42 protein-coding genes are annotated in these 25,815 nt (G+C 38.3%); 37 read left to right on the top strand and 5 right to left on the bottom strand.

Annotation, left to right across the window (positions count from 1 at the left end; genetic code table 11):
* Position 1: 1 nt before the first annotated feature.
* A complete protein-coding gene (locus tag CCS77_RS09170) occupies positions 2-1,849 on the bottom strand; it encodes a mechanosensitive ion channel domain-containing protein (protein WP_107917203.1) in 1,848 nt (615 codons plus the stop codon).
* The gene (locus CCS77_RS09165; protein WP_107917202.1) at positions 1,842-2,486 is read right to left on the bottom strand and encodes a carbonic anhydrase; all 645 of its coding nucleotides are present in this window, start codon (positions 2,484-2,486) and stop codon (positions 1,842-1,844) included. The genes CCS77_RS09170 and CCS77_RS09165 overlap by 8 nt, the downstream gene beginning before the upstream one ends.
* A gap of 170 nt (positions 2,487-2,656) precedes the next feature.
* Between CCS77_RS09165 and CCS77_RS09160 the strand changes: the two genes are divergently transcribed.
* The 6 genes from CCS77_RS09160 (at position 2,657) to CCS77_RS09135 (ending at position 7,301) form a co-directional block, all read left to right on the top strand.
* Positions 2,657-3,355, top strand: coding sequence for a Bax inhibitor-1/YccA family protein (locus CCS77_RS09160; protein ID WP_002941542.1), 699 nt, complete (start codon positions 2,657-2,659; stop codon positions 3,353-3,355).
* A complete protein-coding gene (locus CCS77_RS09155) occupies positions 3,348-3,731 on the top strand; it encodes a thiamine-phosphate pyrophosphorylase (RefSeq protein WP_107917201.1) in 384 nt (127 codons plus the stop codon). The genes CCS77_RS09160 and CCS77_RS09155 overlap by 8 nt, the downstream gene beginning before the upstream one ends.
* A gap of 62 nt (positions 3,732-3,793) precedes the next feature.
* Positions 3,794-4,123: a preprotein translocase subunit SecG gene (gene secG, locus CCS77_RS09150; RefSeq protein WP_103598458.1), complete on the top strand. Its 330-nt coding sequence runs from the start codon at positions 3,794-3,796 to the stop codon at positions 4,121-4,123.
* A gap of 2 nt (positions 4,124-4,125) precedes the next feature.
* Positions 4,126-5,085: a polysaccharide deacetylase family protein gene (locus CCS77_RS09145; protein ID WP_107917200.1), complete on the top strand. Its 960-nt coding sequence runs from the start codon at positions 4,126-4,128 to the stop codon at positions 5,083-5,085.
* Complete coding sequence (frr, locus tag CCS77_RS09140; RefSeq protein WP_002941557.1) at positions 5,075-5,632, top strand: ribosome recycling factor; 558 nt, start codon at positions 5,075-5,077, stop codon at positions 5,630-5,632. Before CCS77_RS09145 ends, frr begins: the two co-directional genes overlap by 11 nt.
* 91 nt (positions 5,633-5,723) lie before the next feature.
* A complete protein-coding gene (locus CCS77_RS09135; protein ID WP_107917199.1) occupies positions 5,724-7,301 on the top strand; it encodes a DUF4153 domain-containing protein in 1,578 nt (525 codons plus the stop codon).
* On the opposite strand, the gene CCS77_RS09130 is transcribed toward CCS77_RS09135, so the two are convergent.
* From CCS77_RS09130 to CCS77_RS09120, 3 genes are all read right to left on the bottom strand, one after another.
* Positions 7,293-7,847, bottom strand: coding sequence for a ribonuclease HII (locus CCS77_RS09130; protein ID WP_107917198.1), 555 nt, complete (start codon positions 7,845-7,847; stop codon positions 7,293-7,295). The genes CCS77_RS09135 and CCS77_RS09130 overlap by 9 nt on opposite strands.
* Positions 7,847-8,701: an S-adenosylmethionine tRNA ribosyltransferase gene (locus CCS77_RS09125; RefSeq protein WP_107917197.1), complete on the bottom strand. Its 855-nt coding sequence runs from the start codon at positions 8,699-8,701 to the stop codon at positions 7,847-7,849. The genes CCS77_RS09130 and CCS77_RS09125 overlap by 1 nt, the downstream gene beginning before the upstream one ends.
* 80 nt (positions 8,702-8,781) lie before the next feature.
* Complete coding sequence (locus tag CCS77_RS09120; RefSeq protein WP_107917196.1) at positions 8,782-9,876, bottom strand: ATP-binding protein; 1,095 nt, start codon at positions 9,874-9,876, stop codon at positions 8,782-8,784.
* A 170-nt stretch (positions 9,877-10,046) separates the two neighbouring features.
* Between CCS77_RS09120 and CCS77_RS09115 the strand changes: the two genes are divergently transcribed.
* The 31 genes from CCS77_RS09115 (at position 10,047) to CCS77_RS08965 (ending at position 25,735) form a co-directional block, all read left to right on the top strand.
* A complete protein-coding gene (locus CCS77_RS09115) occupies positions 10,047-10,673 on the top strand; it encodes a hypothetical protein (RefSeq protein ID WP_087581156.1) in 627 nt (208 codons plus the stop codon).
* A 331-nt stretch (positions 10,674-11,004) separates the two neighbouring features.
* A complete protein-coding gene (gene rpsJ, locus CCS77_RS09110; RefSeq protein ID WP_009295257.1) occupies positions 11,005-11,313 on the top strand; it encodes a 30S ribosomal protein S10 in 309 nt (102 codons plus the stop codon).
* 20 nt (positions 11,314-11,333) lie between these two features.
* On the top strand, positions 11,334-11,912 hold the full coding sequence (rplC, locus tag CCS77_RS09105) for a 50S ribosomal protein L3 (RefSeq protein ID WP_002941563.1): 579 nt from the start codon (positions 11,334-11,336) through the stop codon (positions 11,910-11,912).
* Positions 11,909-12,523 (top strand): 50S ribosomal protein L4, encoded by a 615-nt coding sequence (rplD, locus tag CCS77_RS09100; RefSeq protein ID WP_012140561.1) that lies wholly within the window; start codon positions 11,909-11,911, stop codon positions 12,521-12,523. Before rplC ends, rplD begins: the two co-directional genes overlap by 4 nt.
* A gap of 1 nt (position 12,524) precedes the next feature.
* Entirely contained in the window at positions 12,525-12,806 is a 282-nt protein-coding gene (locus tag CCS77_RS09095) for a 50S ribosomal protein L23 (protein WP_002941535.1), read from the top strand.
* Between the two features lies 1 nt (position 12,807).
* On the top strand, positions 12,808-13,641 hold the full coding sequence (gene rplB / locus CCS77_RS09090; RefSeq protein ID WP_002941522.1) for a 50S ribosomal protein L2: 834 nt from the start codon (positions 12,808-12,810) through the stop codon (positions 13,639-13,641).
* A 2-nt stretch (positions 13,642-13,643) separates the two neighbouring features.
* Entirely contained in the window at positions 13,644-13,925 is a 282-nt protein-coding gene (gene rpsS / locus CCS77_RS09085) for a 30S ribosomal protein S19 (RefSeq protein WP_002941639.1), read from the top strand.
* 11 nt (positions 13,926-13,936) lie between these two features.
* Positions 13,937-14,269 carry a 50S ribosomal protein L22 gene (rplV, locus tag CCS77_RS09080; RefSeq protein WP_009295259.1) on the top strand — a complete coding sequence of 111 codons (333 nt, stop codon included), beginning with the start codon at positions 13,937-13,939 and terminating at the stop codon, positions 14,267-14,269.
* A gap of 1 nt (position 14,270) precedes the next feature.
* The gene (gene rpsC, locus CCS77_RS09075; protein ID WP_002941650.1) at positions 14,271-14,969 is read left to right on the top strand and encodes a 30S ribosomal protein S3; all 699 of its coding nucleotides are present in this window, start codon (positions 14,271-14,273) and stop codon (positions 14,967-14,969) included.
* Positions 14,970-14,971: 2 nt separating this feature from the next.
* Positions 14,972-15,397, top strand: coding sequence for a 50S ribosomal protein L16 (gene rplP / locus CCS77_RS09070; RefSeq protein ID WP_002941572.1), 426 nt, complete (start codon positions 14,972-14,974; stop codon positions 15,395-15,397).
* The gene (rpmC, locus tag CCS77_RS09065; protein ID WP_002941625.1) at positions 15,384-15,578 is read left to right on the top strand and encodes a 50S ribosomal protein L29; all 195 of its coding nucleotides are present in this window, start codon (positions 15,384-15,386) and stop codon (positions 15,576-15,578) included. Before rplP ends, rpmC begins: the two co-directional genes overlap by 14 nt.
* A gap of 1 nt (position 15,579) precedes the next feature.
* Positions 15,580-15,831 (top strand): 30S ribosomal protein S17, encoded by a 252-nt coding sequence (rpsQ, locus tag CCS77_RS09060; protein WP_002941511.1) that lies wholly within the window; start codon positions 15,580-15,582, stop codon positions 15,829-15,831.
* Positions 15,831-16,199, top strand: a complete 369-nt coding sequence (rplN, locus tag CCS77_RS09055; RefSeq protein WP_002941516.1) for a 50S ribosomal protein L14 — start codon at positions 15,831-15,833, stop codon at positions 16,197-16,199. Before rpsQ ends, rplN begins: the two co-directional genes overlap by 1 nt.
* Positions 16,199-16,435: a 50S ribosomal protein L24 gene (gene rplX, locus CCS77_RS09050; protein ID WP_009295260.1), complete on the top strand. Its 237-nt coding sequence runs from the start codon at positions 16,199-16,201 to the stop codon at positions 16,433-16,435. Before rplN ends, rplX begins: the two co-directional genes overlap by 1 nt.
* A 5-nt stretch (positions 16,436-16,440) precedes the next feature.
* Positions 16,441-16,986 (top strand): 50S ribosomal protein L5, encoded by a 546-nt coding sequence (gene rplE, locus CCS77_RS09045; protein WP_002941643.1) that lies wholly within the window; start codon positions 16,441-16,443, stop codon positions 16,984-16,986.
* A 1-nt stretch (position 16,987) separates the two neighbouring features.
* On the top strand, positions 16,988-17,173 hold the full coding sequence (locus CCS77_RS09040) for a type Z 30S ribosomal protein S14 (RefSeq protein ID WP_002941532.1): 186 nt from the start codon (positions 16,988-16,990) through the stop codon (positions 17,171-17,173).
* Positions 17,174-17,182: 9 nt separating this feature from the next.
* A complete protein-coding gene (gene rpsH, locus CCS77_RS09035) occupies positions 17,183-17,578 on the top strand; it encodes a 30S ribosomal protein S8 (RefSeq protein ID WP_009295261.1) in 396 nt (131 codons plus the stop codon).
* Positions 17,579-17,756: 178 nt separating this feature from the next.
* A complete protein-coding gene (gene rplF, locus CCS77_RS09030; protein WP_103575095.1) occupies positions 17,757-18,293 on the top strand; it encodes a 50S ribosomal protein L6 in 537 nt (178 codons plus the stop codon).
* Between the two features lie 10 nt (positions 18,294-18,303).
* Positions 18,304-18,660 (top strand): 50S ribosomal protein L18, encoded by a 357-nt coding sequence (gene rplR, locus CCS77_RS09025; protein ID WP_002941658.1) that lies wholly within the window; start codon positions 18,304-18,306, stop codon positions 18,658-18,660.
* 15 nt (positions 18,661-18,675) lie between these two features.
* Positions 18,676-19,119 carry a 30S ribosomal protein S5 gene (gene rpsE / locus CCS77_RS09020; RefSeq protein ID WP_002941646.1) on the top strand — a complete coding sequence of 148 codons (444 nt, stop codon included), beginning with the start codon at positions 18,676-18,678 and terminating at the stop codon, positions 19,117-19,119.
* Between the two features lie 15 nt (positions 19,120-19,134).
* A complete protein-coding gene (gene rplO, locus CCS77_RS09015; protein ID WP_107917195.1) occupies positions 19,135-19,536 on the top strand; it encodes a 50S ribosomal protein L15 in 402 nt (133 codons plus the stop codon).
* Positions 19,536-20,798, top strand: a complete 1,263-nt coding sequence (gene secY / locus CCS77_RS09010; RefSeq protein ID WP_009295263.1) for a preprotein translocase subunit SecY — start codon at positions 19,536-19,538, stop codon at positions 20,796-20,798. Before rplO ends, secY begins: the two co-directional genes overlap by 1 nt.
* A gap of 1 nt (position 20,799) precedes the next feature.
* Positions 20,800-21,558 (top strand): type I methionyl aminopeptidase, encoded by a 759-nt coding sequence (map, locus tag CCS77_RS09005; RefSeq protein ID WP_107917194.1) that lies wholly within the window; start codon positions 20,800-20,802, stop codon positions 21,556-21,558.
* 36 nt (positions 21,559-21,594) lie between these two features.
* Positions 21,595-21,813 (top strand): translation initiation factor IF-1, encoded by a 219-nt coding sequence (gene infA, locus CCS77_RS09000; RefSeq protein ID WP_002848031.1) that lies wholly within the window; start codon positions 21,595-21,597, stop codon positions 21,811-21,813.
* Positions 21,814-22,002: 189 nt separating this feature from the next.
* Positions 22,003-22,116, top strand: a complete 114-nt coding sequence (gene rpmJ / locus CCS77_RS08995) for a 50S ribosomal protein L36 (protein WP_002941545.1) — start codon at positions 22,003-22,005, stop codon at positions 22,114-22,116.
* 3 nt (positions 22,117-22,119) lie between these two features.
* Positions 22,120-22,488, top strand: a complete 369-nt coding sequence (gene rpsM, locus CCS77_RS08990; RefSeq protein ID WP_002941610.1) for a 30S ribosomal protein S13 — start codon at positions 22,120-22,122, stop codon at positions 22,486-22,488.
* Positions 22,489-22,510: 22 nt separating this feature from the next.
* Positions 22,511-22,903: a 30S ribosomal protein S11 gene (gene rpsK / locus CCS77_RS08985; RefSeq protein ID WP_002941551.1), complete on the top strand. Its 393-nt coding sequence runs from the start codon at positions 22,511-22,513 to the stop codon at positions 22,901-22,903.
* Between the two features lie 25 nt (positions 22,904-22,928).
* The gene (gene rpsD / locus CCS77_RS08980; RefSeq protein WP_107917193.1) at positions 22,929-23,555 is read left to right on the top strand and encodes a 30S ribosomal protein S4; all 627 of its coding nucleotides are present in this window, start codon (positions 22,929-22,931) and stop codon (positions 23,553-23,555) included.
* A 14-nt stretch (positions 23,556-23,569) separates the two neighbouring features.
* Positions 23,570-24,586, top strand: a complete 1,017-nt coding sequence (locus CCS77_RS08975) for a DNA-directed RNA polymerase subunit alpha (RefSeq protein WP_002941564.1) — start codon at positions 23,570-23,572, stop codon at positions 24,584-24,586.
* An 11-nt stretch (positions 24,587-24,597) separates the two neighbouring features.
* Entirely contained in the window at positions 24,598-24,954 is a 357-nt protein-coding gene (rplQ, locus tag CCS77_RS08970) for a 50S ribosomal protein L17 (protein ID WP_002941584.1), read from the top strand.
* A gap of 556 nt (positions 24,955-25,510) precedes the next feature.
* Positions 25,511-25,735 (top strand): hypothetical protein, encoded by a 225-nt coding sequence (locus CCS77_RS08965; protein WP_236635267.1) that lies wholly within the window; start codon positions 25,511-25,513, stop codon positions 25,733-25,735.
* The last annotated feature ends 80 nt before the right edge of the window (positions 25,736-25,815 follow it).

The raw sequence follows: 25,815 nt of genomic DNA, 5'->3' as shown, positions 1-25,815 counted from the left end.
CTTAAAAAATTTTATCTTTGATATTTTCGATATACAAGCTTTGGCTTGGGAATGCAAAATTTAGACCATTTTGCTTTAAAATATCCATAATTTTTAGCATTACATCTTGTTTTACGTCTAGAAAATCTCCCCAAACGATAGTTTTTGCAAAGCAATAAACTAGGATATTTATCGAGCTATCAGCAAAGTCATCAACCACGACAAATAAATTTGACTTATATCCAGCGTAGTCATCAACCGAAACTATGTTTTGTCTATATTTTAGTCCTCTTTTATTAGCCGCGATATCTTCGCTTTTAGCGATATCTGGGTGATTTATCAGCATATTTTTGATGTCATTTACACATTTTTTGATCTCTTCTGTAGTTGGTCCATACTCGATGCCAATAACCATTCTTATGCGTCTGCCGACCTTTCTTCTGGTCCAGTTTCTAACAGGATCGCTCGCTAGCTTTGAGTTTGGCACGAAGATAAGGGCGTTATCAAAGCTTCTAACTGTTGTTTTTCTAAATCCTATCTCAACGACCGTGCCCTCGATGTCGCCACAAACTATCCAGTCGCCTTGTGAAAATGAGTTGTCAAAGAGCATCATAACAGATGCAAAGAAGTTTGCGATGATGTCTTTAGCAGCGAAGGCAACAGCAAGACCACCGATACCAAGTGAGGCGATGAGTGCTGAGATATCAAAGCCAAGCTTTTGAAGGATCAGTAAAAGTGTGATGATAAGCACGATCACGTAGATCACTTTTAGTGCTAGGTTTATCACCTCTTTACGCTTGCTTTTTTGCGCGATCTTGTCGAGTATAGCGATGCCGTAGCCATTTAGTATGGTGAGAACAAGCCATGAAAATGCGACTATATATATGATAGAAAAGATATTTGCTACCGTTAGAGGCACTGGCACTGGATAAAATCCAATGCCGATACAGATGTTTAGCGCATAGATGATAAGAAGTGCTGAGATCGGCTTTTTGATGATATCAACGATCTGATTTTTAGCCTCTTTTACCCCTTCGCCTGAAGCGACGAGTGACATCACCCAGTAGGTGAGCTTGGCTAAAATTCTAGTTAGCGAGACAAAAAATAAAAATATCGCAACGATAACAACGATCTTGCCGATGTTAAATTTGCTTGAATTTATGGCTGTTGTTTTGTTTATATACTCGACTGCATCGACTAAATTTAGCTCAGACAAGAGCATGCTTGAGCTTAGAAGATCGGCGTTATTTTTAAGATAGATTAAAATTTCTTCTTCACTCTCTTTTTTCAGCTCAAGGTCAAAAAAGGCGCTGTCGTAAGAGCCTGAAGTGTCATTTAGTGAGTCTTTTAGATCTTTTATACTTACATAAGAATTTGTCTGTAAATTTAAAAGTCCATTATCTATCACTTCTTTTATAGAATTTGCCTTAGCACCCTTTTTAAAGATCTCTTCAAGGCTAATAAGTGCTGAGTAGTAAGCGTAATCAACCTTCATCTTCTCAAGCTCGATAGCACTTTGGATATAGGCGTCCTTGTTTGACTGCTTCTCAAGTCTTGCAACCTTTTTTTCTAGTGCCTCTTTTTGCAGATTAAATTTATTTATATCGCTTTGTGTTACCTCGATCTGCATGACGTAGTTTGGTATCTTTTCTAAAAGATCGCTCTTTTTCTTTTGAAGAGTGATCAAATTTGAGTTATCGATCTTTGAAGCGTTTAGGTCTTTTTGCTGAGATTTTATGATATTTATCTGGCTGTTTAGGGTTTGAATTTGATTTGTTATGCTGATGATATCGTCTTCTTGCGTTACGTTGTTATCAGCGCCAAAAAGAGTTATGAAAGAAAGTAGGATGATGGTTAGAAATTTACGCATTTTCGCCTCTTTTGTCCGCTAGAAGTTTAAACGTGCCCTCTTTCAAATCGTAGCTAAAAATTTCGCCAGTTTCTATGATGTAGTGCCAGCCATAAATTTGAAGCTCGCCACTTTCATACTCCTCTTTTACATTTGGATATGTCATTATGTTTTCTATCGAATTTATCACGTTTAGCCTCTCGGTTAGCCACGCCATTTTGGCTGGATCATCGCTTGTAAATTTAAGCACTTCTCGCTTGATCGGCTCTATTAGCCTGATCCAGTTTCTAACGTTTGGAGTGTTTTTTAGCTTCTTTTCATCAACATAAAGTGCTGCGCATCCGCCACAATCAGAGTGTCCGCAGATGATGATGTTTTTGATGTTTAAAACTTCAAGCGCATACTCGATCGCCGAGGTAGTCGCCAAAAACTCTTCGCTCACCCTATAAGGTGGCACGATGTTTGCGATATTGCGCACCATGAAAAGCTCGCCTGGCAGGCAGTTTGTTATCAAATTTGGCACGACTCTTGAATCCACGCAAGATATGAAAAGCGTGTGTGGATCTTGTTTGTGTTGCAAGCTTTTAAAGAGCTCTTCATGCTCTAAAAAGCCATCTTCCATAAATTTTACTGCACCTTCAAGTATTGAATCATCCATAAAATTTATCTCCATTTTTATATTTTTAACGCGATTATAGCAACTTTTATTTAATCAAAAAAATGCCCTCTAAAACGGACTTTAAACTAATATTTTTTATTAAACTTCTTTTTATATATTGTTTAATTATTTTAGGCTAAACTCACTGCAAAAATTCATAAGGAGAAAAAATGAGTTTGTATGATAGAAACTACGCTAAGCAAAATCAAGAAGAGCTTGCGTATTCTCAAAGCTCACTAAGCACTTTTATAAAACAAACTTATCAACTTTTTGCAGCATCACTACTTTCAGCTACTGCTGGCGCTTATGTAGGCATTAGCATTGCTGGCGTTTTTGCGGCAAATAGATTTTTGTTTTGGGGGCTTGTGATACTAGAGTTTGTATTGCTTTTTGGTCTAATGGCAGCTAAACGCAAAGAGGGATTAAATTTAATACTTCTTTTTGCATTTACATTTGTAAGCGGTCTTACGCTAACTCCGCTACTTTCAGCGATCCTCGCTATGCCAAGTGGCGCTAGTATCGTAGCTCAGGCATTTGGTTTGACAACGGTTGCATTTGGTGCATTAAGCGTCTTTGCGATGAATACAAAACGCGACTTTACAACGATGGGCAAGATGCTATTTATAACTTTGATAGTTATCGTTGTGGCAGCGATCATCAACATTTTCGTTAAAAGCACGATGTTTCAACTTGTAATCGCAAGTATTTCATCGATCTTATTTAGTGCTTACATACTTTTTGATACACAAAATATCATCCGTGGCAACTACGAGACACCAGTTGAGGGTGCAGTTGCTTTGTACCTTGATTTTGTAAATTTATTTACATCATTACTACAAATTTTAGGCATTTTTAATAGAAATGACTAATGACGAGCGCATCTACCGAGTGATAGATGCGAATCTAAATAGGCTAAAAGAAGGGCTTCGCGTCGTTGAAGATATAAAAAGATATGTCTTTGACGATGCTAAGCTCGCCTATAAGATAAAATCCCTCCGCCACAAGGCAAAAATCCCACAAAAAGAATTTTTAAAATTTAGAAATTCACAAAATGACGTTTTAAAAACCAGCACAAAAAGCGAGCAAGAAAGATTAAATTTAGACGAGATCATCACTGCAAATTTCAAGCGTGCCCAGGAGAGCGCCCGCGTGCTTGAAGAGTGCTTTAAGCTTATAAATTTAGAGCGAGCTGAGCTTTTTAAAAGCATAAGATACGAGCTTTATGAGCTTGAAAAAGAACTTTAACTAAAAATTTAAATCTTTTCTTGTATAATCGCAAACTATTTAAAAAATTTAAAGGAAATTTCGTGAGTTTAATATTTTTAATCTTGCAATTTGTTCTAGCTGTCGTTATCACGATCGCAGTTTTACTCCAAAAGAGCTCATCTATCGGTCTTGGAGCATACAGTGGAAGCAACGAGAGCCTTTTTGGAGCAAAAGGACCAGCTGGATTTTTAGCTAAATTTACCTTTGTGGTAGGCGTTTTGTTTATCCTAAACACACTTGCGCTTGGATATTTTTACAACAAAGATCTAAAACGCTCTATCGTTGATAGCGTCGATAGCAAATCTCTAGTCGTACCAAAATCAAACGACGTGCCAGCAGCTCCTAGCGCACCACAAAACCCAGCAAAATAACAATGATAAAAACGTTTTTAGCGTCACTTTTGACGCTAACGTTTGCTTTGGCAGACGCTCACATCCTAGTTTATCACCGCTTTGACGATCCAAGGCACGTTAGCACAGATATTTCTATTCAAAATTTAAGAGCTCAGTTTGAATACTTCAAAAATAACGGCTACGAAGTTGTCAAGCTATCAAGGCTTGTCGATGCGGTAAATGCTGGTGAGCCGATCCCTGATAATTGGATCGTTATCACCGTTGATGATGGATACAAAAGCTTTTACAATAACGCTCTTGAGCTTTTTAAAGAGTATAACTACCCATTTGCTTTGATGGTCTATGTAGAGGCAAGCGCGAACAAATATGGTGATTATCTAGACTTTGATCAGATCAAAGAGCTAGAAGCTTACGGCGAGATCGGCTACCACTCATACGCTCATCCAAGGATGACTAGACTTAGTGATGAGGCCTTGAGAGAGGACTTTCAAAAGGGCGTTGAGACCTTTGAAAAGCACATGGGCTATAAGCCAAAATACTTTGCAGTCCCTTACGGCGAGATCGATAGTAGGGTCGTCTCTTTGGCAAAAGAATTTGGCTTTTTAGCACTTTTAAATCAAAACTCAGGCGCAGTTTCAGATAAAAGCGACGTTTATGATCTTTACAGAACGCCAGTGATGAATGGCACAAAGATAGCACTAACTTTTAATAGCAAATTTTTAAACGCCGAGTGGATATTTCCAGAGGGCTATCCGCAAAACAATGCGATCGACAAGCTCATCATCAAGACCGACACTAACGCAAGTGAGGGCAGTTTTTTCATGACTGGCTTTGATGGCTTTAGAAAAGTACCTATGACAAATGGCGTTTTTGAGTGTAAATTTAACCCACCACTTGATAAACGTAAAGTGTTAATGTCGCTAAAAGTAGATCATCACAGAAGCACAAAACTTCTAATAAAGGACACCAATGCTAAATAAAATTTACGATACCCAAAAAGAGGGTTGCGAAAAGGCGATCGCTTCACTAAAGCGCGATTTTACAACGCTTAGAACTGGCAAGGTAAATATCAACATCCTAGATAACGTTATGGTTGATTATTATGGCTCGCCAACTCCGCTTAACCAAGTAGCCACCGTGCTTACGAGCGACGCTTCGACTATCGCTATCACACCTTGGGAAAAGAGCATGATAAAAGCGATCTCATCAGCTATCCAAGCTGCAAATATCGGCGTCAATCCAAACAGCGACGGCGAGAGTGTTAAACTATTTTTCCCACCGATGACCGTCGAGCAACGCCAAGAAAACGCAAAACATGCAAAAGCTATGGGCGAAAAGGCAAAAGTTAGTATAAGAAACGTGAGAAAAGATGCAAACGACGAGGTCAAAAAGCTTGAAAAAGACAAAGCTATAACAGAAGACGAGAGCAAAAAGGGTCAAGATGAGGTTCAAAAGATAACTGACACCTACACCGCAAAGATCGACACTCTTGTAAAAGAGAAAGAAGCCGAGCTTTTAAAAATCTAAATTTAATTAGAAATTTGCCCCCCTTGCAAATTTCTAAACCCCCACTTTTAGCCACGTAATGTGGCTAAATTTCATCCTTTAAAGGACGACCTTGCAGATCATCACCGAGCTAAAAGCTGCATTTGCTGATAAAAAAATTTTGCTTCTTACCATTTTGGCGTTTAGTCTGCCTACTATTTTTCTTAGTTCAAGTCAGATCATTGAGGATTACAGAGGATTTTGGCTGCTTGAGCCGCTACTTTTGGTCGCTATCTATCTAAATAAAAGGCAAATTTTACTCCCTTTATACTTTTTGATATTTGGAGCTAGCCTTTACTTTTTTGGCCTTAAGCTAAGCGGCCATGCCAGCGATCTTGTGACACTTTATCTCATGGCTTTTGTGCTTTTATTCTCTTTAAATTTTGCCAAAGATAATGAGAAATTTATAAGCCAGAGCCTAGCAAGACTTTTAAATTTACTCATCTCATTTGCCATTTTTCATCTATTTTTTCTTGGCATTTTGGCTGTTTTCGCAGGGCTTAACTACCTTTTTGGGCTGGAGCTATTAACCAGCCACAGGACGCAAAGGCTTTATCTGACACTGGTCTCTTTTGGACTGCCTTGTCTATTTATCTTTTTTGAGAGCAAATTTAGCGAGTATAGGCTCTTAAATTTCATCAAGATCGCCATAAATTTCATCCTAAATCCCCTGCTCATCATCTATGTGGCGTTACTAAATTTATACTGCATTTATAGGCTTGTTTTATTTGAGCTGCCACGCGGCGGAGTGGCCTACATCGTGCTTGCCTGCTTGATCGCTGGCTTTGTTTTAAGAGGGCTAAATTTACTCATCAAAAGCCAAATTTATGATCAAATTTTTAAGCTCTTGCCACTTTTTGTCATCTTGCCTAGCGTTTTGCTTTGGTGGGGAGTCATGCACAGAGTCGGCGAGTACGGCCTAAGCGAGCCTAGGATATATCTCATCGCCTGCGTGATATTTGCAAATTTGAGCTATTTTGTGATGATATTTTTTAGAAATTTCCCTTATAAATTTCTAGCATTTTTGATGATATTTGGCATATTTTTCACCCATTTTGTCCTTGATACGAAGCTGCTTACCATAAATTCTCAAAAAGAGCTTTTGCTAAGAGAGCTAAAGGCGCTACATTTGCTTGGTAGCGATGGCACGCTAAGTGGCGATGTGGGCAAGATCGGCGAAGAGAAGCTCTACTTTTTGCAAGATAAATTTGACTATCTCGTAGAAAACGGCGATAAATTTGCGCTAGAGAATAAAAAATTTATATCAAATTTAGAGAGTATCTCGGAGAAAAAGTGGCAGGTATTTAGCATTAACTCAGGCAATATCGGTATAAACGTCAAAGAGGCGACCATAAAAAGCGTAGTCTCAAGCAGCACAAATGGCGATGATCTTGTTATACAGCTAGATAATGAAAGAGTTAGTATAGATATGCAAAAGCACCTAGAAAAGGCGCTTGCAAGTTTAAATTTAAAGCCAGACGGCGACTTTGGCGCTGAGGTATTTGAGCAGCTAAAAGAGCAGCTTTTGATCCTTGAAGTAGGCAAAAGGGTCTTTGTTCTGCGCTCTATGGAAATCGTGCAAGAAAACGGAGTTTATAAATTTTACGACGCAAGCGTGCTTTTTTATATGGAGGATGCGCAGCTAAAATAGCGAACCCTGCGTGAGTTTTGGCTTTATGACAAAGCTTTTTCTATGAAAGTCTGAGTAGCCAAATTTAGCTATCGCATCTAGGTGCGACTTTGTGCCATATCCCTTGTGCCCTGCAAAGCCGTATGCTGGATAAAATTTATCCCAGCCGTTCATCAAGCGGTCACGGCTTACTTTTGCTAATATGCTAGCAGCGCTTACCCCAGCGACCTTGCCGTCAGCCTTTATCATCGTCGTGATGCCAACGCCGTAGTCTAAATTTCCATCGTAAATAATCTCAAAGCTCTCAAAATGCGCCTTGAAAAGTTTGAGCGCACGCCTTAGGCACTCACTTAGCCCAAGCTCGTCTATCTGGGCGTTTGAGAAGTAGGCGATGAGGAAATTTGAGCTTTTTGTGATCTCTTTAAAGAGCTCCTCGCGCCTTTTTGCGGTTAGTTTTTTGGAGTCGTTTAGACCAGAAATTTCGCTATTTAGCACGCAAGCAGCCACGCTTAGTGGCCCAGCCAGCGCCCCACGTCCAGCCTCGTCGATACCACAAATTTTAGCCATTACAGCCCGACTTCATCGCTAAAGTAAGGTCTTAGCTCCTCAAGTGGCACGCTGATCTGCTCTTCGTTTAAAAATGTAAGCCCAAGCGGCGAAAGCACGAAGTTATCGCTCACGCCAGCGGTTGCGAGGACTGCTTTTAGATGTTCGTTATTCATATCTTTAAAAATTTGCTTTAGTTTTAGCTTTTTGTTCGTCGCAAGCGAGATTACCTCGCAGTTTGTCTTTTCATTTTTATAGGTGCAAACGCTCTTTATTTTGTCGTTGATGTAGTAGATCTCTTTTAGGCTCTCATACTGGCTATTTGGCCATTGTTTGCGCTCGCTTTTTAGGTCGTAAAACTCTGCAAGAAGCTTGTTTTTATACTTTTTGGCTGAGTCTTTAGCAAAGATGTCGTTAGTGATCGCTTCGTATCTTGTGCCGTTTGCCTCGGTCATTTGGATGCCGATATTTAGGATCTCATACTCTTTTTCTTCTTTTACGGTGGCGTTGTAGGCCTTGTTTTTGACGATTATCTTGCCTTTTAGCTCGCCGTTTTCGTTTTTAACGTCTAAATTTATCTTGTCTGAGACTGCATTTAATGAAGAAATTTCACTGCCATTTTGCTCAAAAGAGCCCTTTTCATAGTCGTATTTTGCGCCGTCAAAAAAGATGTGGCCGCTTATCTTAGGCGGGACCTTAAAGCTCTTGGTTTGTTTGAAATTTTCAAATTCATCTTTAAAATAGTTCATATAAACTTCAAATTTCACACCATTTGCATCGCCACTAAATTTATAAAATTTAGCCCAGTTTTCGTGGTTTATCTCATAGCCAAAAAGGCTTGCAGCGATGAATAAGATCCCAAAAAATGCTCTCATGTCCGTCCTTTATAGTTTTTTTGATTATAACTATTTTATCTCTAGACTTTTAAAATGATAATCAAACAAAGAGTTTAAATTTATAAACCTAGGCTCCACCTAGAAAATGGCAAGATCTCGCACTTTATCCCCTCGATGCTTTGCTCGGCTTGGTTTGCGACACTGATGATTTGAAGTTTGCTAACGCCTAGCTCTTTTAGACTTGCGTGGAGTTTTTTAAATTTTAAAAAGACGATCTCAGGCGCAGAAAATGGCACGCAGATGATCGCAAGCTTCTTTTTGGCAAGGAAAAAATCGATCTCTTTTGTGTAGTAAATTTCATCTTTAAACTTAAGCAGCTCGCAAAAAACGACATTTGCAAAGACAGCCAAAAAGTCCTTTTTTAGACATAAAGCATTACGAAGTGCGAAATTTGTAAAGTAAATTTTCTTGCTCGTGCTACTCTCATCTAAATTTGGCACAAACTCAACGTATCCACTCTCATTTAGCAAATTTATCGCGCTATAAACACTATCTTTTGAAATTTTCATCTGCTCTTTTAGGTTTTTATAAATCCCAAAGGCACTTATCGTATCGTGGCACTTTGTCGCGCACTCTTTTAAGATAGCGATGTTTTGCTCGTTTAAATTTGCTCTTAAGAGCTGCTGCAAGTGGGCTGTGACCTCGCTGGAGTCCAAAAAGGCGCTTGCTATCTCGTTGCCATGGGCCAAAAAGTAGCTAAAAAGCAGGTCTTGGTCTAAATTTTTCTTAAAAAATAGTATAAATTCCTCGTAGTCGAGATAGTTTAAATTTATGCGTGCAAAGCCATCAAGCGAGAGTGAAAATTCCTTGCTTGTAATGATGATATTCTCAAGTGCAGCATCCTTTAGAAAGTCTAAATTTATAAGATCAGCGGCTTGTAAATTTTCAACCGCGAGCACTTTTATCTGGGCATTTTTTTCTAAAAACTCTTTTAAATTTGCTAAAAGCGAGGCTCTATCTATCCTTATATCGTCTAAATTTATATAAAGCCTCTCCTCGCTTTTATAATGGCTCAAAAACTCATAAACAAGGGCTGTTTTGCCACTTGATATAGCGCCAATGATAATCGTCTTTGGCGAGATGATCTCATATTTTCTAGGGATAAATTTAGCATTTTTAATGGGTGCTTGATAGAGCGTTTCTAAACTTTTCAAATTTGACCTTTTTGGCTTTTTGAAATTATAGCCACTTCCTTTTAAAAAGGAAAATATTGCTTTAAATTTTTTTAATAAATACTTAAGTGCAATATACGTAGAATGCTTTAAATTCCAAATGTATATAGACTGACGTTTATATACAAGCAACATTACTTAAAGGAGATGAGATGAAAAAAATGTATAAATTAGCTATCTTAGGCGTAATGGCATTGTCTTTTACTGGTTGTAGCTTGACTTTACCACCAAGTAAAGAACTGTCATTAAAAATGGCAAAGGAACAAGATCTAAACCTTTGGTGCTTGGTTGTAGATGCAACTGCAAAAGAAAAATTTAAAAACGCAAGAAGACTTGCTGTAACATATTACAATTCACCAAAATATGAAGGACAAGTACAAATAGGACCTCGCGGTGAATATAGCATAATGGACAATGATCAAACTTTTGCAAAGCATCCTCCACTCTATGAGCTATATATTAGAGATTTAGGAATGGTATTTCATACCCCATATTGTGATATCCCAAATAAAAAAATTATAAAAGTAATAGAACTAACCCCACAATTAATGAGAAAAAATTATGAAGGGGGAGGATTAAATAAAGATACTGAGTTTATTAATACAACTGAAGCTGCTATACAACAAGCACTTTATAGTAATGAGAGAATTGTAGAGCTTATGGAAGTTGGGGACTCTTACGAATCAATCTACAAAGACTACACAACTGGACAAGAGATAAAAAGATTTGTTTATGATTTTAAGGGATATCAAGAATATATAAAAAATCATAAAAAGTAAAAAATATTCTAATTTTAAAATAATCAAAATTTATCCTAGTCGAAAACTAACTAGGATAAATTTTTACTTCTTTAAAAGCTCAAACTAATATATAAAAAATCTAAAATTTATCTATGGCTAACTTAGATACTTTCCTTATTAAAAGGAAATAATTAATCAAAATTCAACAAAAAATAGCGTTTTTCTTGACAACTATAATAGCTTTTTTGTAAAATCCCTATCTCTTTACGAAAGACCTATGTCTTGCTCGTACGATCGCTTGATCCTATGCGGGTTATTTTGATGTAAAGAGGTCGCGAGTTTGCGACAAGTTCTTTTTAAAGGAAAACACATGGAAAGAATCAGGTTAAAGCTAAAAGCTTACGACCATAGAGTTCTAGACCGTACTGTTGCAGCAATCGTAGAAGCTGTCAAACGAACAGGTGCCGACGTTCGTGGCCCGGTACCAATGCCTACAAAGATCAAACGCTATACAGTCTTAAAATCTCCACACATCAACAAAGACTCACGTGAGCAGTTTGAGATGAGAATACACGCTCGTATGCTTGACATCGTAGCTGCTACTCCAGAAACTGTAGATAGCCTAACAAAACTCGACCTAGCTCCAGAAGTTAATGTCGAAGTTCGTGCGATGAAATAAGCGGACAAAAGGATAAGAGTATGGAATATATTGTAGAAAAAATAGGCATGAGTAGAACGATTGCCACGAAGAGTACGCCAGTTACACTACTTAAGCTAGTTGAGGCTAAAGTATGTGAGATCGACGAAAACAAACGTGCTATCGTAGCGTATGCCCACACTAAAGCAAACAACAAAGCTATCGCTGGTCAGCAAAAGAAATACAATCTGACAGCAGAATTTAACAAATTTGCTACGCTTGAAGTAGCTAATAGCGAAGTTGGAAACCTAGACTTTACACCATTAAATGAGGCTAAAATTTTAAAAGTTAGCTTTAACTCAAAAGGTAGAGGCTACCAAGGTGTGGTAAAAAGACATGGTTTCGGTGGTGGTCCAAAAAGCCACGGCTCACGTTTCCACAGACGCCACGGATCAATTGGTAACTGCGAATGGCCAGGTCGTGTTCAACCAGGTATGAAAATGGCAGGACACATGGGCAATGAGAAAGTTACTGTTAAAAACGAGCTAATAAGCTTTGACGCTCAAAATGGCATCGTAGTTGTAAAAGGTTGCGTTCCTGGTCACAATGGTGCAATGGGTAAAATAAGGATTGTAAAATGAGTAAAATTCACGTATTAAACGATAAATTTGAAAATTCAGGCGAGTTAGAGCTTCCTGCAAGCTACGCTGAAGTAAATCCGCACAACCTATATCTTTATGTAAAATCTTACCTTGCTGGTATAAGAGCAAATTCGGCTCATACTAAAAGTCGTGCTTTTGTAAGCGGTGGTGGTAAAAAACCATGGAGACAAAAAGGACGTGGTGGTGCAAGAGCGGGTTCAACTAGAACTAACGTTTGGGTAGGCGGTGCAGTTGCATTTGGTCCAACAAACGAGAAAAACTATTTTCAAAAAGTCAATAAAAAACAAAAAAGACTAGCTCTTGAGTACGCTTTGGCAGTAAAAGCACAAGATGGTAAAATTTTCGCAGTAGATAGCATCTCAATCGAGTCTGGAAAGACAAAAGATGCAGCTAATATCATCAAAAATTTAAAAGTAAAAGACGCACTTATCGTTAAAGATTTACTAGACGATAAAACACTACTTGCTTTTAGAAATTTAGCAAACTGCTATGTAGTAGATGCAAATGAGGTAAATGCTTATCTTGTCTCTACATTTAGTTCGGTTATCATTGAAAAAGCTGCACTAAAAACTATAACAAAAGAGGGCTAAAATGGCGGATATAACTGATATCAAAACAATTATTTATACAGAAAAAACTCTAGGCCTTCAAGAACAAGGCGTTGTTGTTATCCAAACTTCACCAAGAGTTACAAAAAACAGCTTAAAAGCGGTTTTACAAGAGTATTTTGGAGTAACGCCTGTTCGCGTAAATTCACTTAGAATTAGCGGCAAGGTTAAGCGTTTTAGAGGAAGAGCAGGCCAACGTGACGAGATAAAGAAATTCTACGTTAAGTTACCTGAAGGCGTAAGCCTAGAAAATACGGAGGCGTAAGATGGCTATAAAATCATATAAACCATATACACCTAGTCGTAGATATATGACTGGACTAAGCTCTGAAGATATAACAGCTAAACCAAGCGTTAGAAGCTTGCTTGTTAAACTACCTGCAACTGGCGGTAGAAACAATAATGGTCGTATAACTTCAAGACATAAAGAAGCAGGTGCAAAAAAACTTTATCGTATCATCGACTTCAAACGTCGCAAATTTGGTATAGAGGGTAAAGTTGAAGCGATCGAGTATGATCCAAACAGAAACTGCCGTATCGCTCTTATAGCTTACAAAGATGGCGAAAAACGCTATATCATTAGACCAAATGGCCTAAATGTTGGCGACGTTATCGCATCTATCGATGAGGGCTCACTAGATATTAAACCAGGTAACGCTATGAAATTAAGATTTATACCAGTTGGTACTATCGTTCATAACGTAGAGCTAAAACCTGGTAAAGGCGCTCAGATAGCTCGTTCAGCTGGTGGTTATGCTCAGCTAATGGGTAAAGAAGAGAAGTATGTTATCTTAAGAATGCCAAGTGGCGAGATGAGACAAGTACTAGCTGAGTGTATGGCAAGTATTGGTGTAGTTGGTAACGAAGACTGGGCTAACATCACTATAGGTAAAGCCGGACGTAATCGCTACCGCGGTATCCGCCCACAAACACGTGGTTCTGCTATGAACCCAGTTGATCACCCACACGGCGGTGGTGAAGGTAAGAAAAATTCAGGCCGTCACCCAGTTACTCCATGGGGTAAACCAACTAAAGGTGCTAAGACTCGCCGTAAAAAAGCTAGCGATAAGCTTATAATTTCAAGAAGGAAAGGAAAATAGAGATGGCAAGATCACTCAAAAAAGGTCCTTTCGTAGATGATCATGTAATGAAAAAAGTTATTGCCGCAAAAAATGCAAACGATAACAAACCAATCAAGACTTGGTCAAGACGTAGCACGATTGTACCTGAAATGATTGGACTAACATTTAACGTTCATAATGGCAAGAGCTTTATTCCTGTATATGTTACAGAAAATCATATAGGCTATAAACTTGGCGAATTTGCTCCAACACGCACATTTAAGGGTCACAAAGGCTCAGTGCAAAAGAAAATCGGCAAGTAAGGGGAGATAATATGAGTAAAGCAATTATAAAATTCGTAAGACTTTCTCCTACAAAAGCAAGACTTATAGCAAGAGAAGTTCAAGGTATGAATGCCGAGCTAGCACTTGCAAGCTTGCAATTTATGCCAAATCGTGGTGCTAAATTTATAGCAAACGCTATTAGCTCAGCAGTAGCAAATGGCGGATTTGAGCCAGAAGAGGTTGTAGTAACTAGTTGCCGCGTTGACGCTGGTCCTGTATTAAAGAGATTTAGACCAAGAGCAAGAGGAACAGCGAGCAAAATTCGCAAACCTACTTCTCATGTAATGGTAGAAGTATCTAAACCTGAAAAGAAGGAAGCATAATATGGGACAAAAAGTAAATCCAATAGGTCTTAGACTAGGAATTAACCGCAACTGGGAATCTAGATGGTTTCCAACCAAACAAAGTCTTCCTGAAAATATCGGTGAAGATTACAAAATTCGTGCATTTTTAAAGAAAAAACTTTACTATGCAGGAATTAGCCAAATTCTAATCGAAAGAACGGCTAAAAAACTTCGTGTAACCGTAGTTGCAGCTCGTCCTGGTATCATCATTGGCAAAAAAGGTCAAGATGTTGAAAACCTAAAGAACGAAGTTAGCAAACTTATCGGTAAAGAAGTAAATGTAAATATCAAAGAAGAAAGAAAAGCTCAAGCTTCAGCTCAACTTGCTGCTGAAAACGTAGCTATGCAACTTGAAAAGCGTGTCGCATTTAGACGTGCTATGAAAAAAGTTATCCAAGGTGCTCAAAAATCAGGCGCTAAAGGTATCAAAATTTCAGTTGCTGGTCGTTTAGGTGGCGCTGAGATGGCAAGAACCGAGTGGTATCTAGAAGGTCGCGTTCCGCTTCATACTCTTAGAGCGAAGATCGATTACGGTGTAGCTGAGGCTCATACAACTTATGGAAACATAGGTATTAAAGTATGGATTTTTAAAGGTGAGGTTCTTCAAAAAGGTGTTCAACCTGAGAAAACTGAAGAAGAGGCACCTAAGAAAACACGTAGAGCAAGAAGAGGTAAATAATTATGTTGATGCCTAAAAGAACGAAATTTCGTAAGCAAATGAAAGGTCGCAACCGTGGTTATGCGACTCGTGGAGCATCTTTAGCAACTGGTGAATTTGCACTTAAAGCTGTTGAGGCTGGTAGAGTAAATTCACGCCAAATAGAAGCTGCTCGTCAAGCTCTAACTCGTCACGTAAAGAGACAGGCTAAAATTTGGATTAGGGTTTTCCCTGATAAGCCACTTACTAAAAAACCTCTACAAACTCGTATGGGTAAAGGTAAGGCAGGAGTTGAAGAGTGGGTTATGAACATTAAACCTGGTCGTATAATATTTGAAATGGCTGGTGTTGACGAAGAGTTAGCTCGTGAAGCTTTAACTTTGGCTCTACACAAACTTCCTTTCAAATCAAAATTTGTAACGCGAGAGAGTGAAAATGAAATATACTGAGTTAAAAGATAAGAGCGTTGCAGAATTAAACGCGTTGCTAAAAGAGAAAAAGGTGCTTTTATTTACATTGAGACAAAAGCTAAAAACTATGCAGTTAAGCAACCCTAATGAGATTAGTGCTGTTCGCAAAGAGATAGCTCAGATCAACACTGCAATTAGTGCAACAAGACAAGGGGCGTAAAATGGCATTAAAAAGAGAAATTCAAGGTGTTGTTTTACAAAAAGCTGGAGATAAGACAGCTACTATTTTGGTAGAAAGACGCGTTATGCACCCAAGATACCATAAATTTGTAAAACGCTTTAAAAAGTATTTAGTTCATGATGAGAAAAATGAGACAAGAGCAGGCGATACAGTTGTTGCAGTTGAGTGCAGGCCACTTTCAGCTCGCAAGAATTTTCGCTTAAAAGCTGTATTAGCAAAGGGAGTTGAGTAATGATTCAAAGTTTTACAAGACTTGCAGTTGCTGATAACAGTGGCGCAAAAGAGTTAATGTGTATAAAAGTTCTTGGTGGCAGCAAAAGAAGATACGCTACACTTGGCGATATCATAGTTTGCTCTGTTAAAAAAGCTCTTCCAAATGGTAAGATCAAAAAAGGACAGGTTGTAAAAGCTGTTGTTGTAAGAACTAAAAGAGAGGTTCAAAGAGATAATGGTTCGCTAATCCGCTTCGACGAGAACGCAGCTGTTATACTTGATAGCAAAAAAGAGCCAGTCGGCACTCGTATTTTTGGACCAGTTGGACGTGAAGTTAGATATGCTAACTTTATGAAGATTGTTTCGCTAGCTCCGGAGGTTTTATAATGGCTAATGTAAAATTTAAAGTCAAAAAAGGCGATACTGTAAAGATCATCGCTGGTGACGATAAAGGCAAAACTGGTAAAATTTTAGCAGTTCTTGCAAAAAAAGGTCAGGTTATAGTTGAGGGATGCAAAGTAGCTAAAAAAGCTATCAAACCAAGCGAAAAAACTCCAAATGGTGGTCACGTAAATAAAGAGATGCCAATTGACATATCAAACGTCGCGAAAGTTGAAGGATAAGAGATATGAGTAGATTAAAAGATAAATTTAACGAAACTATCAAGCCAGCTCTCGTAAAAGAATTTGACATCAAAAATCCAATGCTCATCCCTGCACTCGAGAAGATCGTGATCAGTGTAGGTGCTGGAGACTCTGCGAAAGATCAGAAAGTGCTTCAAAATATGGCTGATACCATTTCACTTATCGCTGGACAAAAAGCGGTTATCACTGATGCTAAAAAATCAGTTGCTGGCTTTAAAGTTCGCGAAGGTTTCCCTGTTGGTATCAAAGTAACTTTGAGAAAAGAGCAAATGTATGCTTTCTTAGATAAGCTAATTAGCGTTGCTCTTCCAAGAGTTAAAGACTTCCGCGGTCTTCCAAAAAATGGCTTTGATGGACGTGGAAACTATAACTTCGGTCTTAGCGAGCAGCTAATGTTTCCAGAGGTTGAGTATGATAAAATTTTACGAACTCATGGTATGAATATTACGATTGCTACTACGGCTAAAAACGATAAAGAGGCATTCAAATTGCTAGAGCTATTTGGTGTGCCGTTTGCAAAAGGAAAGTAAAATGGCAAAGAAATCAATGATAGCAAAAGCTGCACGCAAGCCAAAATTTGCGGTTCGCGGCTATACTAGATGCCAAATTTGCGGTCGTCCGCACTCTGTTTATAAAGATTTTGGAATTTGCCGTGTTTGCCTAAGAAAAATGGCTAACGAAGGCCTAATACCTGGTCTTAAAAAAGCAAGTTGGTAAGGAAGAGAAATGTTGAACGATTTAATATCAGATGGATTAACACGCATTAGAAATGCAAGTATGAGAAGACTTGAGACTGCGAAATTGCTTCATTCTAAGGTTGTTGAGGCTACTCTTTCTATCCTTGCAGCAAAAGGCTATGTAGAGAGCTACAACGTTATCGAAGAAGGTAACAAGAAATTTATAAACGTAGTTTTAAAGTATGATGAGTACGGCAGAAGCGTTATAAACGAGCTTAAAAGGGTTTCAAAACCTGGTCGCCGTGTTTATCAAGGTAAAGACGACATTAAGCGTTTTAAAAATGGTTACGGAACAGTTATCGTTAGTACAAGCAAAGGCGTTATGAGCGGTATTGAGGCAAGTAAAGCTGGCGTTGGCGGCGAGGTTCTTTGCACCGTTTGGTAATAGTAAAGCAGCGTTTTGGCGTTGTTTTAAATTTAGAAATTTAACTTTAGCTAGGTGAAATTTTATATTTCGCCCAGGCTAAATTTAGTCAGGTTTCGTCAAATTTGACGATCAAATTTACGGCATTGTGGTGTTTATTCGTAAATGTAGGAACACCCTAGACAAGTAAAGGAAAAAAATGTCACGTATTGGAAAACAGCCTATCGCTATCCCAAGTGGTGTAGATGTTAGCGTTGAAAATAATGTCCTAAAATTTAAAAAGGGCAATCACTTAAAAGAGCTTGACACAAAAGGTCACGTTGATGTCAAGGTAGAAAATGGTCATATAGTTTTTGCTCCAAAGGGCGAAGATCGCCAAAGCAGAGCTTACTGGGGAACATATAGAGCACTTGCTAACAACATCGTAACTGGTATCACTCATGGCTTTACTCGCCAGCTTGAGATCAACGGCGTTGGTTACAAAGCAGCTGCAAAAGGTAAAATTTTAGAGCTTTCTCTTGGTTTTTCACACCTTATCAACTATGAGCTACCAGCAGGCGTTGAAGCTAGCGTTGATAAAAACGTTATTACTATCAAAGGCGACGACAAACAAGTAGTAGGTCAAGTGGCTGCTCAAGTTAGAGGATTTAGACCACCTGAGCCATATAAAGGCAAAGGCGTAAAATATCTAGAAGAACGTATCATCCGCAAAGCGGGCAAGACATCTAAGAAGTAAGGGGCGGTAAATGACAGCAAAAGTACTAAAAAGAAAAATCGCTCTTAGAATTAAGAGAAAAAGAAGAATCAGAGGTAAAATTTCTGGTGTTGCAACTTGCCCAAGAGTTTCTATTTTCAAATCAAACAGGACTCTTTATGTTCAAGCAATTGACGACGTTACAGCTACTACACTAGCTGCAGTTGATGGTAGAAAAATAGGCATAAAAGCAAACAAAGAAGGTGCGGTCACTTTAGCTAAAGAATTTGCTAAGGCTTTAAAAGCTAAGAAGATAGATGTTGCGATTTTTGATAGAAATGGTTATTTATACCATGGTGTTATTGCAGCATTTGCTGAAGCTTTAAGAGAAAATGGCATCAAGCTATAACCCAAAGGAAAATCGATGGAAAAATATAATAGAGAAGAATTTGAAGAAGTAATCGTCGATATCGGTCGGGTTACAAAGGTTGTTAAAGGTGGTCGTAGATTTAGATTTACAGCTTTAGTTGTTGTTGGTAATAGAAATGGCCTAGTTGGCTTTGGATATGGCAAAGCCAAAGAGGTGCCAGATGCGATGAGAAAAGCGATTGACGACGCATTTAAAAATATTATCCACGTTAAGATCAAGGGCACAACTATCCCTCACGATGTAGAGGTAAAATATAACGCAAGTAGAATGTTACTTCGCCCAGCTAGCGAGGGTACTGGTGTTATCGCTGGTGGTAGTGCACGTCCTATTATCGAGCTTGCAGGTATTAAGGATATCCTTACTAAATCACTTGGCTCAAACAACTCAGCAAACGTCGTTCGTGCTACTATAAAAGCACTTAGTTTGCTAAAAAGCTAAGAGAAAGGAGTTAAGATGGCATTAGAAAAATTAACACCTGCAGTAGGTTCAACACACGCATCTAAAAGAATAGGTCGTGGTCAAGGCAGTGGCAATGGCAAAACTGCTGGCAAAGGCAATAAAGGTCAAAGAGCAAGAAAAGGCTACAATGAAAAAAGAGGTTTTGAGGGCGGACAACAACCACTTCAAAGACGTCTTCCAAAAGTAGGCTTTGCATCTAAATTTGAAAAACCTTATGTTATCAATGTTGAAAAGATCGCAGCCATAAAAGAGCTTGCGGAAATTTCAATCGCAACAATAGCTAGCGTTCATAAAATTTCAAAGAGCGTTACTAAGATAAAACTAATCGGTGCAAGCGCAAAAGCTCTTGCTTCAAAGATCAAAGACGAGAACGTTAGCGTTAGCGGAACAAAATAATGGATAAAACACTGACCAACAAGATTTTAATCACGTTGGCATTTTTGTTCGCATACAGGATACTGGCTTATGTGCCAGTTCCTGGTGTTAATGTCGACGTAATTAAAGAATTTTTCAATTCAAACAATAGCAACGCCTTGGGTCTATTTAATATGTTTAGTGGTAAGGCCGCTGAGCGTTTAAGTATCATATCTCTAGGCATCATGCCTTACATCACAGCTTCGATCATCATGGAGCTTCTAGCAGCGACATTTCCAAAGTTAGGTCAGATGAAAAAAGAGCGCGACGGTATGCAAAAATATATGCAAATCATACGTTATGCGACCATCGTTATCACTCTTGTACAATCAATCGGCGTCTCTATCGGACTTCAAAGCTTAAGCGGTCGTGGTGGCGAGCAAGCTATCATGATAGATATGAATTTATTTATCGCGATCTCTGCTGTATCTATGCTAACTGGCACCATGCTACTTATGTGGATAGGTGAGCAGATCACGCAGCGCGGTATAGGCAATGGTATAAGTCTTATCATCTTTGCGGGCATCGTCTCTGGCATACCTAGTGCGATCGGCGGAACTGTAAATTTGGTAAATACTTCTGAGATGAATTTCCTAACAGTCATCGCTATTTTGGTGATCATTTTAGCGACCATTGGTGCTATTATCTTTGTCGAGATGGGCGAAAGACGTATCCCTATCTCTTACTCAAGAAAAGTGATAATGGAAAATCAAAACAAACGTATAATGAACTATATACCGATCAAAGTAAATTTAAGTGGCGTTATCCCACCGATATTTGCTAGTGCGATTTTGATGTTTCCAAGTACTATTTTGCAGGCTAGCACAAATCCAGTAATCCAGGCTATCAACGACTTTTTAAGTCCAAATGGCTATATGTTTAATGTTTTAACATTTTTATTTATCATCTTTTTTGCGTTTTTCTACGCATCTATCGTGTTTAACACAAAAGATATAAGTGAAAATTTAAAGAAACAAGGCGGATTTATCCCAGGTGTTAGACCGGGCGAAAGCACAGCTAGCTATCTAAATGAAGTAGCTGGCAGGCTAACTTTAGGTGGTGCTTTGTACTTGGGCATCATTTCAACATTACCTTGGGTACTTGTAAAGACTATGGGCGTACCATTTTATTTTGGCGGTACATCAGTACTTATCGTGGTTTCAGTAGCACTTGATACTATGAGGCGCATAGAAGCTCAGTCTTATACAAACAAATATCAAACCCTAAGTGCAGTAGGTCTATAAAATGGCTATCACGCTAAAAAGACCAGCTGAGATAGAGAAAATGAGAGCGGCGAACAAGATCGTCGCTCGAACACTTGATCACATTTCTACGATCATAAAACCTGGAATTTCACTTCTTGAGATAGATAAAATTTGCGAAGATATGATAAGAGCAGCTGGAGCAAAACCCGCCTTTAAAGGGCTTTATGGCTTTCCAAATGCAGCTTGCATAAGCGTCAATGAAGTGGTGATCCACGGAATTCCAAATGAATACAAGCTAAAAGAGGGCGATATCGTTAGTGTAGATATCGGCTCAAATTTAGATGGTTATTTTGGTGATTCAGCTAGGACATTTGGAGTTGGTAAAATTTCAAAAGAAGACGAAGCTTTGATCGCTTGCTCAAAAGACGCGCTATATTTTGCAATTGATTTCATAAGAGCTGGTATGCACTTTAAAGAGATTAGCTGCGAGCTTGAGAAATTTATTCTTGGTAGAGGCTATATACCTTTGCGCGGATATTGCGGTCATGGCATAGGCAAAAGGCCACACGAAGAGCCAGAAATTCCAAACTATCTTGAAGGAAACAATCCAAAAGCTGGACCAAAGATAAAAGAGGGAATGGTTTTTTGTATAGAGCCGATGATCTGCCAAAAAGATGGCACGCCAGTTTTAGGAAGCGATAACTGGAAAGTAACCTCAAAAGATGGTTTGAGAACTAGCCATTATGAGCATTGCATGGCGATAGTTAATGGCAAAGCCGAAATTTTAAGCCAAGCGTAAAATTTATAGCAAAAAAATTTAAAGAAAGGAGAGTTTGTGGCAAAAGACGATGTCATTGAGATTGATGGAAATGTTGTTGAAGCACTGCCAAATGCAACTTTTAAAGTTGAGCTTGACAACAAACATATCATTTTATGTCATATCGCCGGAAAGATGAGAATGCATTATATAAAGATAATGCCTGGCGACCGCGTAAAAGTAGAACTTACGCCATATAGCCTAGACAAGGGCAGGATCACTTATAGGTATAAGTAAATTTAGGCTCTTGGCAAATATGCTAAGTAAATTTAAAGCTGGTTTTGGGTAAAATCCAAGCTTTGCGAAAAGCTGTATGAAGAATTATTTTCAAAGTTCCCCACTTATTTTGAAAATAGTTGGTTTAAATTATTTCTTTAGACCTGATGCAGCCCCTAAAAAAGTGGAATAAATTTTTAGGAGACTAAAATGAAAGTTCGTCCTTCTGTAAAGAAGATGTGTGACAAATGTAAAATTGTCAAACGTAGTGGCATAATTCGTGTTATCTGCGAAAATCCAAAACATAAACAAAGACAAGGATAAGGCATGGCACGTATTGCAGGTGTAGATTTACCAAACAAAAAGAGAATAGAGTATGGTTTGACTTATATCTATGGTATAGGTCTTTATAAATCTCGTCAAATTCTTGACGCAGCTGGAATTTCTTACGACAAGAGAGTTTATGAGCTTAGCGAAGACGAAGCAGCAGCTATCCGTAAAGAAATTCAAGAGCACCATATCGTTGAGGGTGATTTGAGAAAACAAGTTGCTATGGATATCAAAGCTCTTATGGATCTTGGAAGTTATAGAGGTCTTCGCCACAGAAAGGGTCTTCCTGTTCGTGGTCAAAAGACTAAAACTAATGCTAGAACCAGAAAAGGCAGACGTAAAACTGTCGGTGCGGCTACTAAGTAAGGCAAGGGTTAAAGGATAATAAATGGCGAAAAGAAAAATTGTTAAGAAAAAAGTAGTTAGAAAAAGCATAGCCAAAGGTATCGTTTATATCAGTGCAACATTTAACAACACTATGGTAACTGTAACTGATGAAATGGGAAATGCTATTGCATGGAGTAGTGCAGGTGGCTTAGGCTTTAAGGGTAGTAAAAAATCAACTCCTTATGCAGCTCAACAAGCTGTAGAAGATGCTTTAAATAAAGCAAAAGAACACGGCATTAAAGAAGTTGGCATCAAGGTTCAAGGTCCAGGTAGCGGACGTGAAACGGCTGTGAAGAGTGTAGGCGGTGTTGAAGGTATAAAAGTAACTTTCTTCAAAGATATCACACCTTTACCACACAATGGTTGCAGACCGCCAAAACGCCGCCGCGTATAATTAGAGAAAATTAGGAGAAATTATTATGGCTAGATATACAGGACCTGTTGAAAAATTAGAAAGACGTCTTGGTGTGTCTCTTGCGTTAAAAGGCGAAAGAAGACTTGCTGGTAAAAGTGCTTTAGAAAAAAGACCTTATGCGCCAGGACAACATGGACAAAGAAGAGCAAAAATAAGCGAATATGGCTTACAACTTCGCGAGAAGCAAAAAGCTAAATTTATGTATGGCGTTTCAGAGAAACAATTTAGAAGATTGTTCCAAGAAGCAGCACGCCGAGAGGGCAACACTGGTGCTCTTTTGGTTCAACTACTAGAGCAGAGATTAGACAATGTTGTTTACAGAATGGGCTTTGCAACGACTCGTCGTTTTGCTCGCCAGCTTGTAACTCACGGACATATTTTAGTAAATGGCAAGAGAGTGGATATCCCATCTTACAGAGTAGAACCAGGCTCTAAAGTAGAAGTTGCTGAGAAATCTAAAAACAATCCACAAATCGTTCGTTCGATCGATCTTACAGCTCAAACTGGCATCGTTGCTTGGGTAGATGTAGAAAAAGAGAAAAAATTTGGAATTTTCACTAGAAATCCAGAAAGAGAAGAGGTTATCATTCCTGTTGAGGAAAGATTTATAGTAGAGCTTTACTCAAAATAATAGAGGGTATAAAGATGAGAAAGATTACTACATCAGCTTATATGCCAACTGAAATAGAAGTTAAAAGTGTTAGCGAAAATGTCGCTAACATTACAGCATATCCTTTTGAAGCAGGTTATGCTGTTACTTTGGCTCACCCACTACGCCGTCTTCTTTACACAAGTACGGTAGGCTTTGCTCCTATCGGCGTAAAGATAAAAGGCGTTAGTCACGAATTTGATAGCATGCGCGGCATGCTTGAAGATGTGGCATTTTTTATTATAAATTTGAAGAAGATCAGATTTAAATTAAAAAGCGGCAGCGAGCGTGAAGTTATAGAGTATAGCTTTAAAGGACCAAAAGAGATAACTGGAGCTGATCTAAATAACGACCTAGTTGAGATCGTTAATCCAGACGCATATCTTGCAACCATCAACGAAGATGCTGAGTTAAATTTCTCAGTTATCATCCAAAAAGGTATCGGATATGTTCCTAGTGAAGAGATCAGAGAAGAGATCGAAGACGAGTATATCGCACTAGACGCTTTCTTTACACCTGTTAAAAAAGCAGTTTATGAGATACAAAATGTCTTGGTTGAAGATGACCCAGACTACGAGAAGATCGTATTTACGATAACAACAGATGGTCAAGTTGGTCCAGTAGAAGCTTTTAAAAATTGTTTAGAAGCTATGTATCAACAAATGTCAGTATTTAAAGGAATTTTAGATATTGACGTTAGTGCCCCAGTTGCTAGTTCAAGCGCAAGCGGCGAGTTCTCAAAGCTACTTTCTAGTGTAGAAGATCTAAATTTAAGCGCTAGAAGTTTTAACTGCCTTGATAAAGCCGATATTAGATTTATCGGTGAGCTTGCGTTGATGGACGAAAATGAGCTTAAAGAGCTTAAAAATTTAGGTAAAAAATCTCTTGAAGAGATAAAAGCGGTTATGGAAGAGATAGGCTATCCAGTTGGTGTCGATGTGTTAAAAGATAGCAAAGAGCAACTCAGAAAGAAAATAACCGAGCTAAAATCACAAATGAGTGCAAAAGAATAAAAGGACAATAGATGAGACATAAACACGGATATCGCAAACTTGGTAGAACGTCATCTCATAGATCTGCATTGCTTAAGAATTTAGCGATAGCTATCATCAAAAGCGAAAAGATAGAGACAACTTTACCAAAAGCAAAAGAGCTTAGAAGCTATGTTGAAAAGCTTATCACAAGAGCTAGAAAGGGCGACTCTAACGCTCACAGAGCAGTATTTGCTTCATTGCAAGACAAAGAGACTACAAATAAGCTAGTTACTGAAGTAGCTCCAAAATTTAAAGAGCGCAACGGTGGCTATACAAGAATCATCAAAACTCGCGTTCGCAGAGGTGATGCGGCTGAGATGGCTTATATAGAGCTAGTAGCTGAATAATCCCCAGAGAGCCTATCTGGCTCTCTTTTCTTTCTAAAATTATCTTTTTACGTTTTATAAATTTTCATTTTTAAAGGTTTTTGTTTTAAATTTTTATTCATTCTGGGTTGTAGTAAATTTACGAGTTAGAACACTATAAAATTTTTGGCTTTTGGAGTGTTTGGGATGACAGGCACAGAGCTAGCTTAAATTTATATAGTGGCTTTAAAATGTAAAATAAGCTAGATATTCAAGATGTTAAATTTAATGTATTTCAAATTTCTAAAATAACCTTGCAAATTTCTATGTTTTTAAATTTATCTATTCTGTATTGTAGTAAATTTACAAGTTAGAAAATCATAAAATTTGGTCCTTGGGGTATTCTGCTGGTGGGTGTTACAGGCTTGAAGCTAATGCAAATTTATACAGCGGCTTTAAACCAAAAAATAACTAGATGATCATGACGTAAAATTTAGTACACTCAAAATCCCTATAATAAACCTATAAATTTCTAGCTCTTTTTGAAAGTTTTATAAAAAGCACAAAGACATAGTTGAGAAATTTAAAAAGGCTCAGGATGAAATTGGACTACATCAAAGCAAACGAGGACGAGGCGCTTAAATTTACAGCTGAAGAGACTGGGCTTAGCATAGAGGCGGTAAAGAGCATGTATCCTCAGTACGACTTTAGCTCAAAGATCACGGCTGATGATATAAAAGCGCTTGAGGCTACGCAAGAATTTATGCTTGAGAGCAAGATGATAGAGCATAAAATCGATATAAAATCACTTCTACTAAACTAAACTTAAAGGGCAAATTTGCCCTTTTCTCCACAAAAAAACCACCAAAATTTAAAGCCAAAACGCCCCCAGCAAAAGCCTAG

The sequence above is a fragment of the Campylobacter concisus genome (genome assembly GCF_003048375.1).
GTDB lineage: Bacteria > Campylobacterota > Campylobacteria > Campylobacterales > Campylobacteraceae > Campylobacter_A > Campylobacter_A concisus_T.
Note: the sequence above shows the minus strand (reverse complement) of the source record. Positions and strands in the feature narration are given on the sequence as shown.

Coding starts and splice junctions, on each gene's coding strand:
- CCS77_RS09130 (WP_107917198.1), bottom strand. CDS start 7,847: ATGGCTAAAATTTGTGGTATCGACGAGGCTGGACGTGGGGCGCTGGCT.
- rpsC (WP_002941650.1), top strand. CDS start 14,271: ATGGGACAAAAAGTAAATCCAATAGGTCTTAGACTAGGAATTAACCGC.
- rplO (WP_107917195.1), top strand. CDS start 19,135: ATGGCATTAGAAAAATTAACACCTGCAGTAGGTTCAACACACGCATCT.
- rplN (WP_002941516.1), top strand. CDS start 15,831: ATGATTCAAAGTTTTACAAGACTTGCAGTTGCTGATAACAGTGGCGCA.
- rpsQ (WP_002941511.1), top strand. CDS start 15,580: ATGGCATTAAAAAGAGAAATTCAAGGTGTTGTTTTACAAAAAGCTGGA.
- rplC (WP_002941563.1), top strand. CDS start 11,334: ATGGAATATATTGTAGAAAAAATAGGCATGAGTAGAACGATTGCCACG.
- rpmC (WP_002941625.1), top strand. CDS start 15,384: ATGAAATATACTGAGTTAAAAGATAAGAGCGTTGCAGAATTAAACGCG.
- rplP (WP_002941572.1), top strand. CDS start 14,972: ATGTTGATGCCTAAAAGAACGAAATTTCGTAAGCAAATGAAAGGTCGC.
- rpsH (WP_009295261.1), top strand. CDS start 17,183: ATGTTGAACGATTTAATATCAGATGGATTAACACGCATTAGAAATGCA.
- CCS77_RS08965 (WP_236635267.1), top strand. CDS start 25,511: ATGAAATTGGACTACATCAAAGCAAACGAGGACGAGGCGCTTAAATTT.
- frr (WP_002941557.1), top strand. CDS start 5,075: ATGCTAAATAAAATTTACGATACCCAAAAAGAGGGTTGCGAAAAGGCG.
- CCS77_RS09155 (WP_107917201.1), top strand. CDS start 3,348: ATGACTAATGACGAGCGCATCTACCGAGTGATAGATGCGAATCTAAAT.
- rpsS (WP_002941639.1), top strand. CDS start 13,644: ATGGCAAGATCACTCAAAAAAGGTCCTTTCGTAGATGATCATGTAATG.
- rplQ (WP_002941584.1), top strand. CDS start 24,598: ATGAGACATAAACACGGATATCGCAAACTTGGTAGAACGTCATCTCAT.
- rplV (WP_009295259.1), top strand. CDS start 13,937: ATGAGTAAAGCAATTATAAAATTCGTAAGACTTTCTCCTACAAAAGCA.
- CCS77_RS09040 (WP_002941532.1), top strand. CDS start 16,988: ATGGCAAAGAAATCAATGATAGCAAAAGCTGCACGCAAGCCAAAATTT.
- rplF (WP_103575095.1), top strand. CDS start 17,757: ATGTCACGTATTGGAAAACAGCCTATCGCTATCCCAAGTGGTGTAGAT.
- rplD (WP_012140561.1), top strand. CDS start 11,909: ATGAGTAAAATTCACGTATTAAACGATAAATTTGAAAATTCAGGCGAG.
- CCS77_RS09145 (WP_107917200.1), top strand. CDS start 4,126: ATGATAAAAACGTTTTTAGCGTCACTTTTGACGCTAACGTTTGCTTTG.
- rpmJ (WP_002941545.1), top strand. CDS start 22,003: ATGAAAGTTCGTCCTTCTGTAAAGAAGATGTGTGACAAATGTAAAATT.
- CCS77_RS09115 (WP_087581156.1), top strand. CDS start 10,047: ATGAAAAAAATGTATAAATTAGCTATCTTAGGCGTAATGGCATTGTCT.
- rpsD (WP_107917193.1), top strand. CDS start 22,929: ATGGCTAGATATACAGGACCTGTTGAAAAATTAGAAAGACGTCTTGGT.
- rplB (WP_002941522.1), top strand. CDS start 12,808: ATGGCTATAAAATCATATAAACCATATACACCTAGTCGTAGATATATG.
- map (WP_107917194.1), top strand. CDS start 20,800: ATGGCTATCACGCTAAAAAGACCAGCTGAGATAGAGAAAATGAGAGCG.
- rpsJ (WP_009295257.1), top strand. CDS start 11,005: ATGGAAAGAATCAGGTTAAAGCTAAAAGCTTACGACCATAGAGTTCTA.
- CCS77_RS09095 (WP_002941535.1), top strand. CDS start 12,525: ATGGCGGATATAACTGATATCAAAACAATTATTTATACAGAAAAAACT.
- rplE (WP_002941643.1), top strand. CDS start 16,441: ATGAGTAGATTAAAAGATAAATTTAACGAAACTATCAAGCCAGCTCTC.
- rpsK (WP_002941551.1), top strand. CDS start 22,511: ATGGCGAAAAGAAAAATTGTTAAGAAAAAAGTAGTTAGAAAAAGCATA.
- secY (WP_009295263.1), top strand. CDS start 19,536: ATGGATAAAACACTGACCAACAAGATTTTAATCACGTTGGCATTTTTG.
- CCS77_RS09125 (WP_107917197.1), bottom strand. CDS start 8,701: ATGAGAGCATTTTTTGGGATCTTATTCATCGCTGCAAGCCTTTTTGGC.
- CCS77_RS09165 (WP_107917202.1), bottom strand. CDS start 2,486: ATGGATGATTCAATACTTGAAGGTGCAGTAAAATTTATGGAAGATGGC.
- rpsM (WP_002941610.1), top strand. CDS start 22,120: ATGGCACGTATTGCAGGTGTAGATTTACCAAACAAAAAGAGAATAGAG.
- rpsE (WP_002941646.1), top strand. CDS start 18,676: ATGGAAAAATATAATAGAGAAGAATTTGAAGAAGTAATCGTCGATATC.
- CCS77_RS09160 (WP_002941542.1), top strand. CDS start 2,657: ATGAGTTTGTATGATAGAAACTACGCTAAGCAAAATCAAGAAGAGCTT.
- CCS77_RS09170 (WP_107917203.1), bottom strand. CDS start 1,849: ATGCGTAAATTTCTAACCATCATCCTACTTTCTTTCATAACTCTTTTT.
- rplR (WP_002941658.1), top strand. CDS start 18,304: ATGACAGCAAAAGTACTAAAAAGAAAAATCGCTCTTAGAATTAAGAGA.
- rplX (WP_009295260.1), top strand. CDS start 16,199: ATGGCTAATGTAAAATTTAAAGTCAAAAAAGGCGATACTGTAAAGATC.
- CCS77_RS08975 (WP_002941564.1), top strand. CDS start 23,570: ATGAGAAAGATTACTACATCAGCTTATATGCCAACTGAAATAGAAGTT.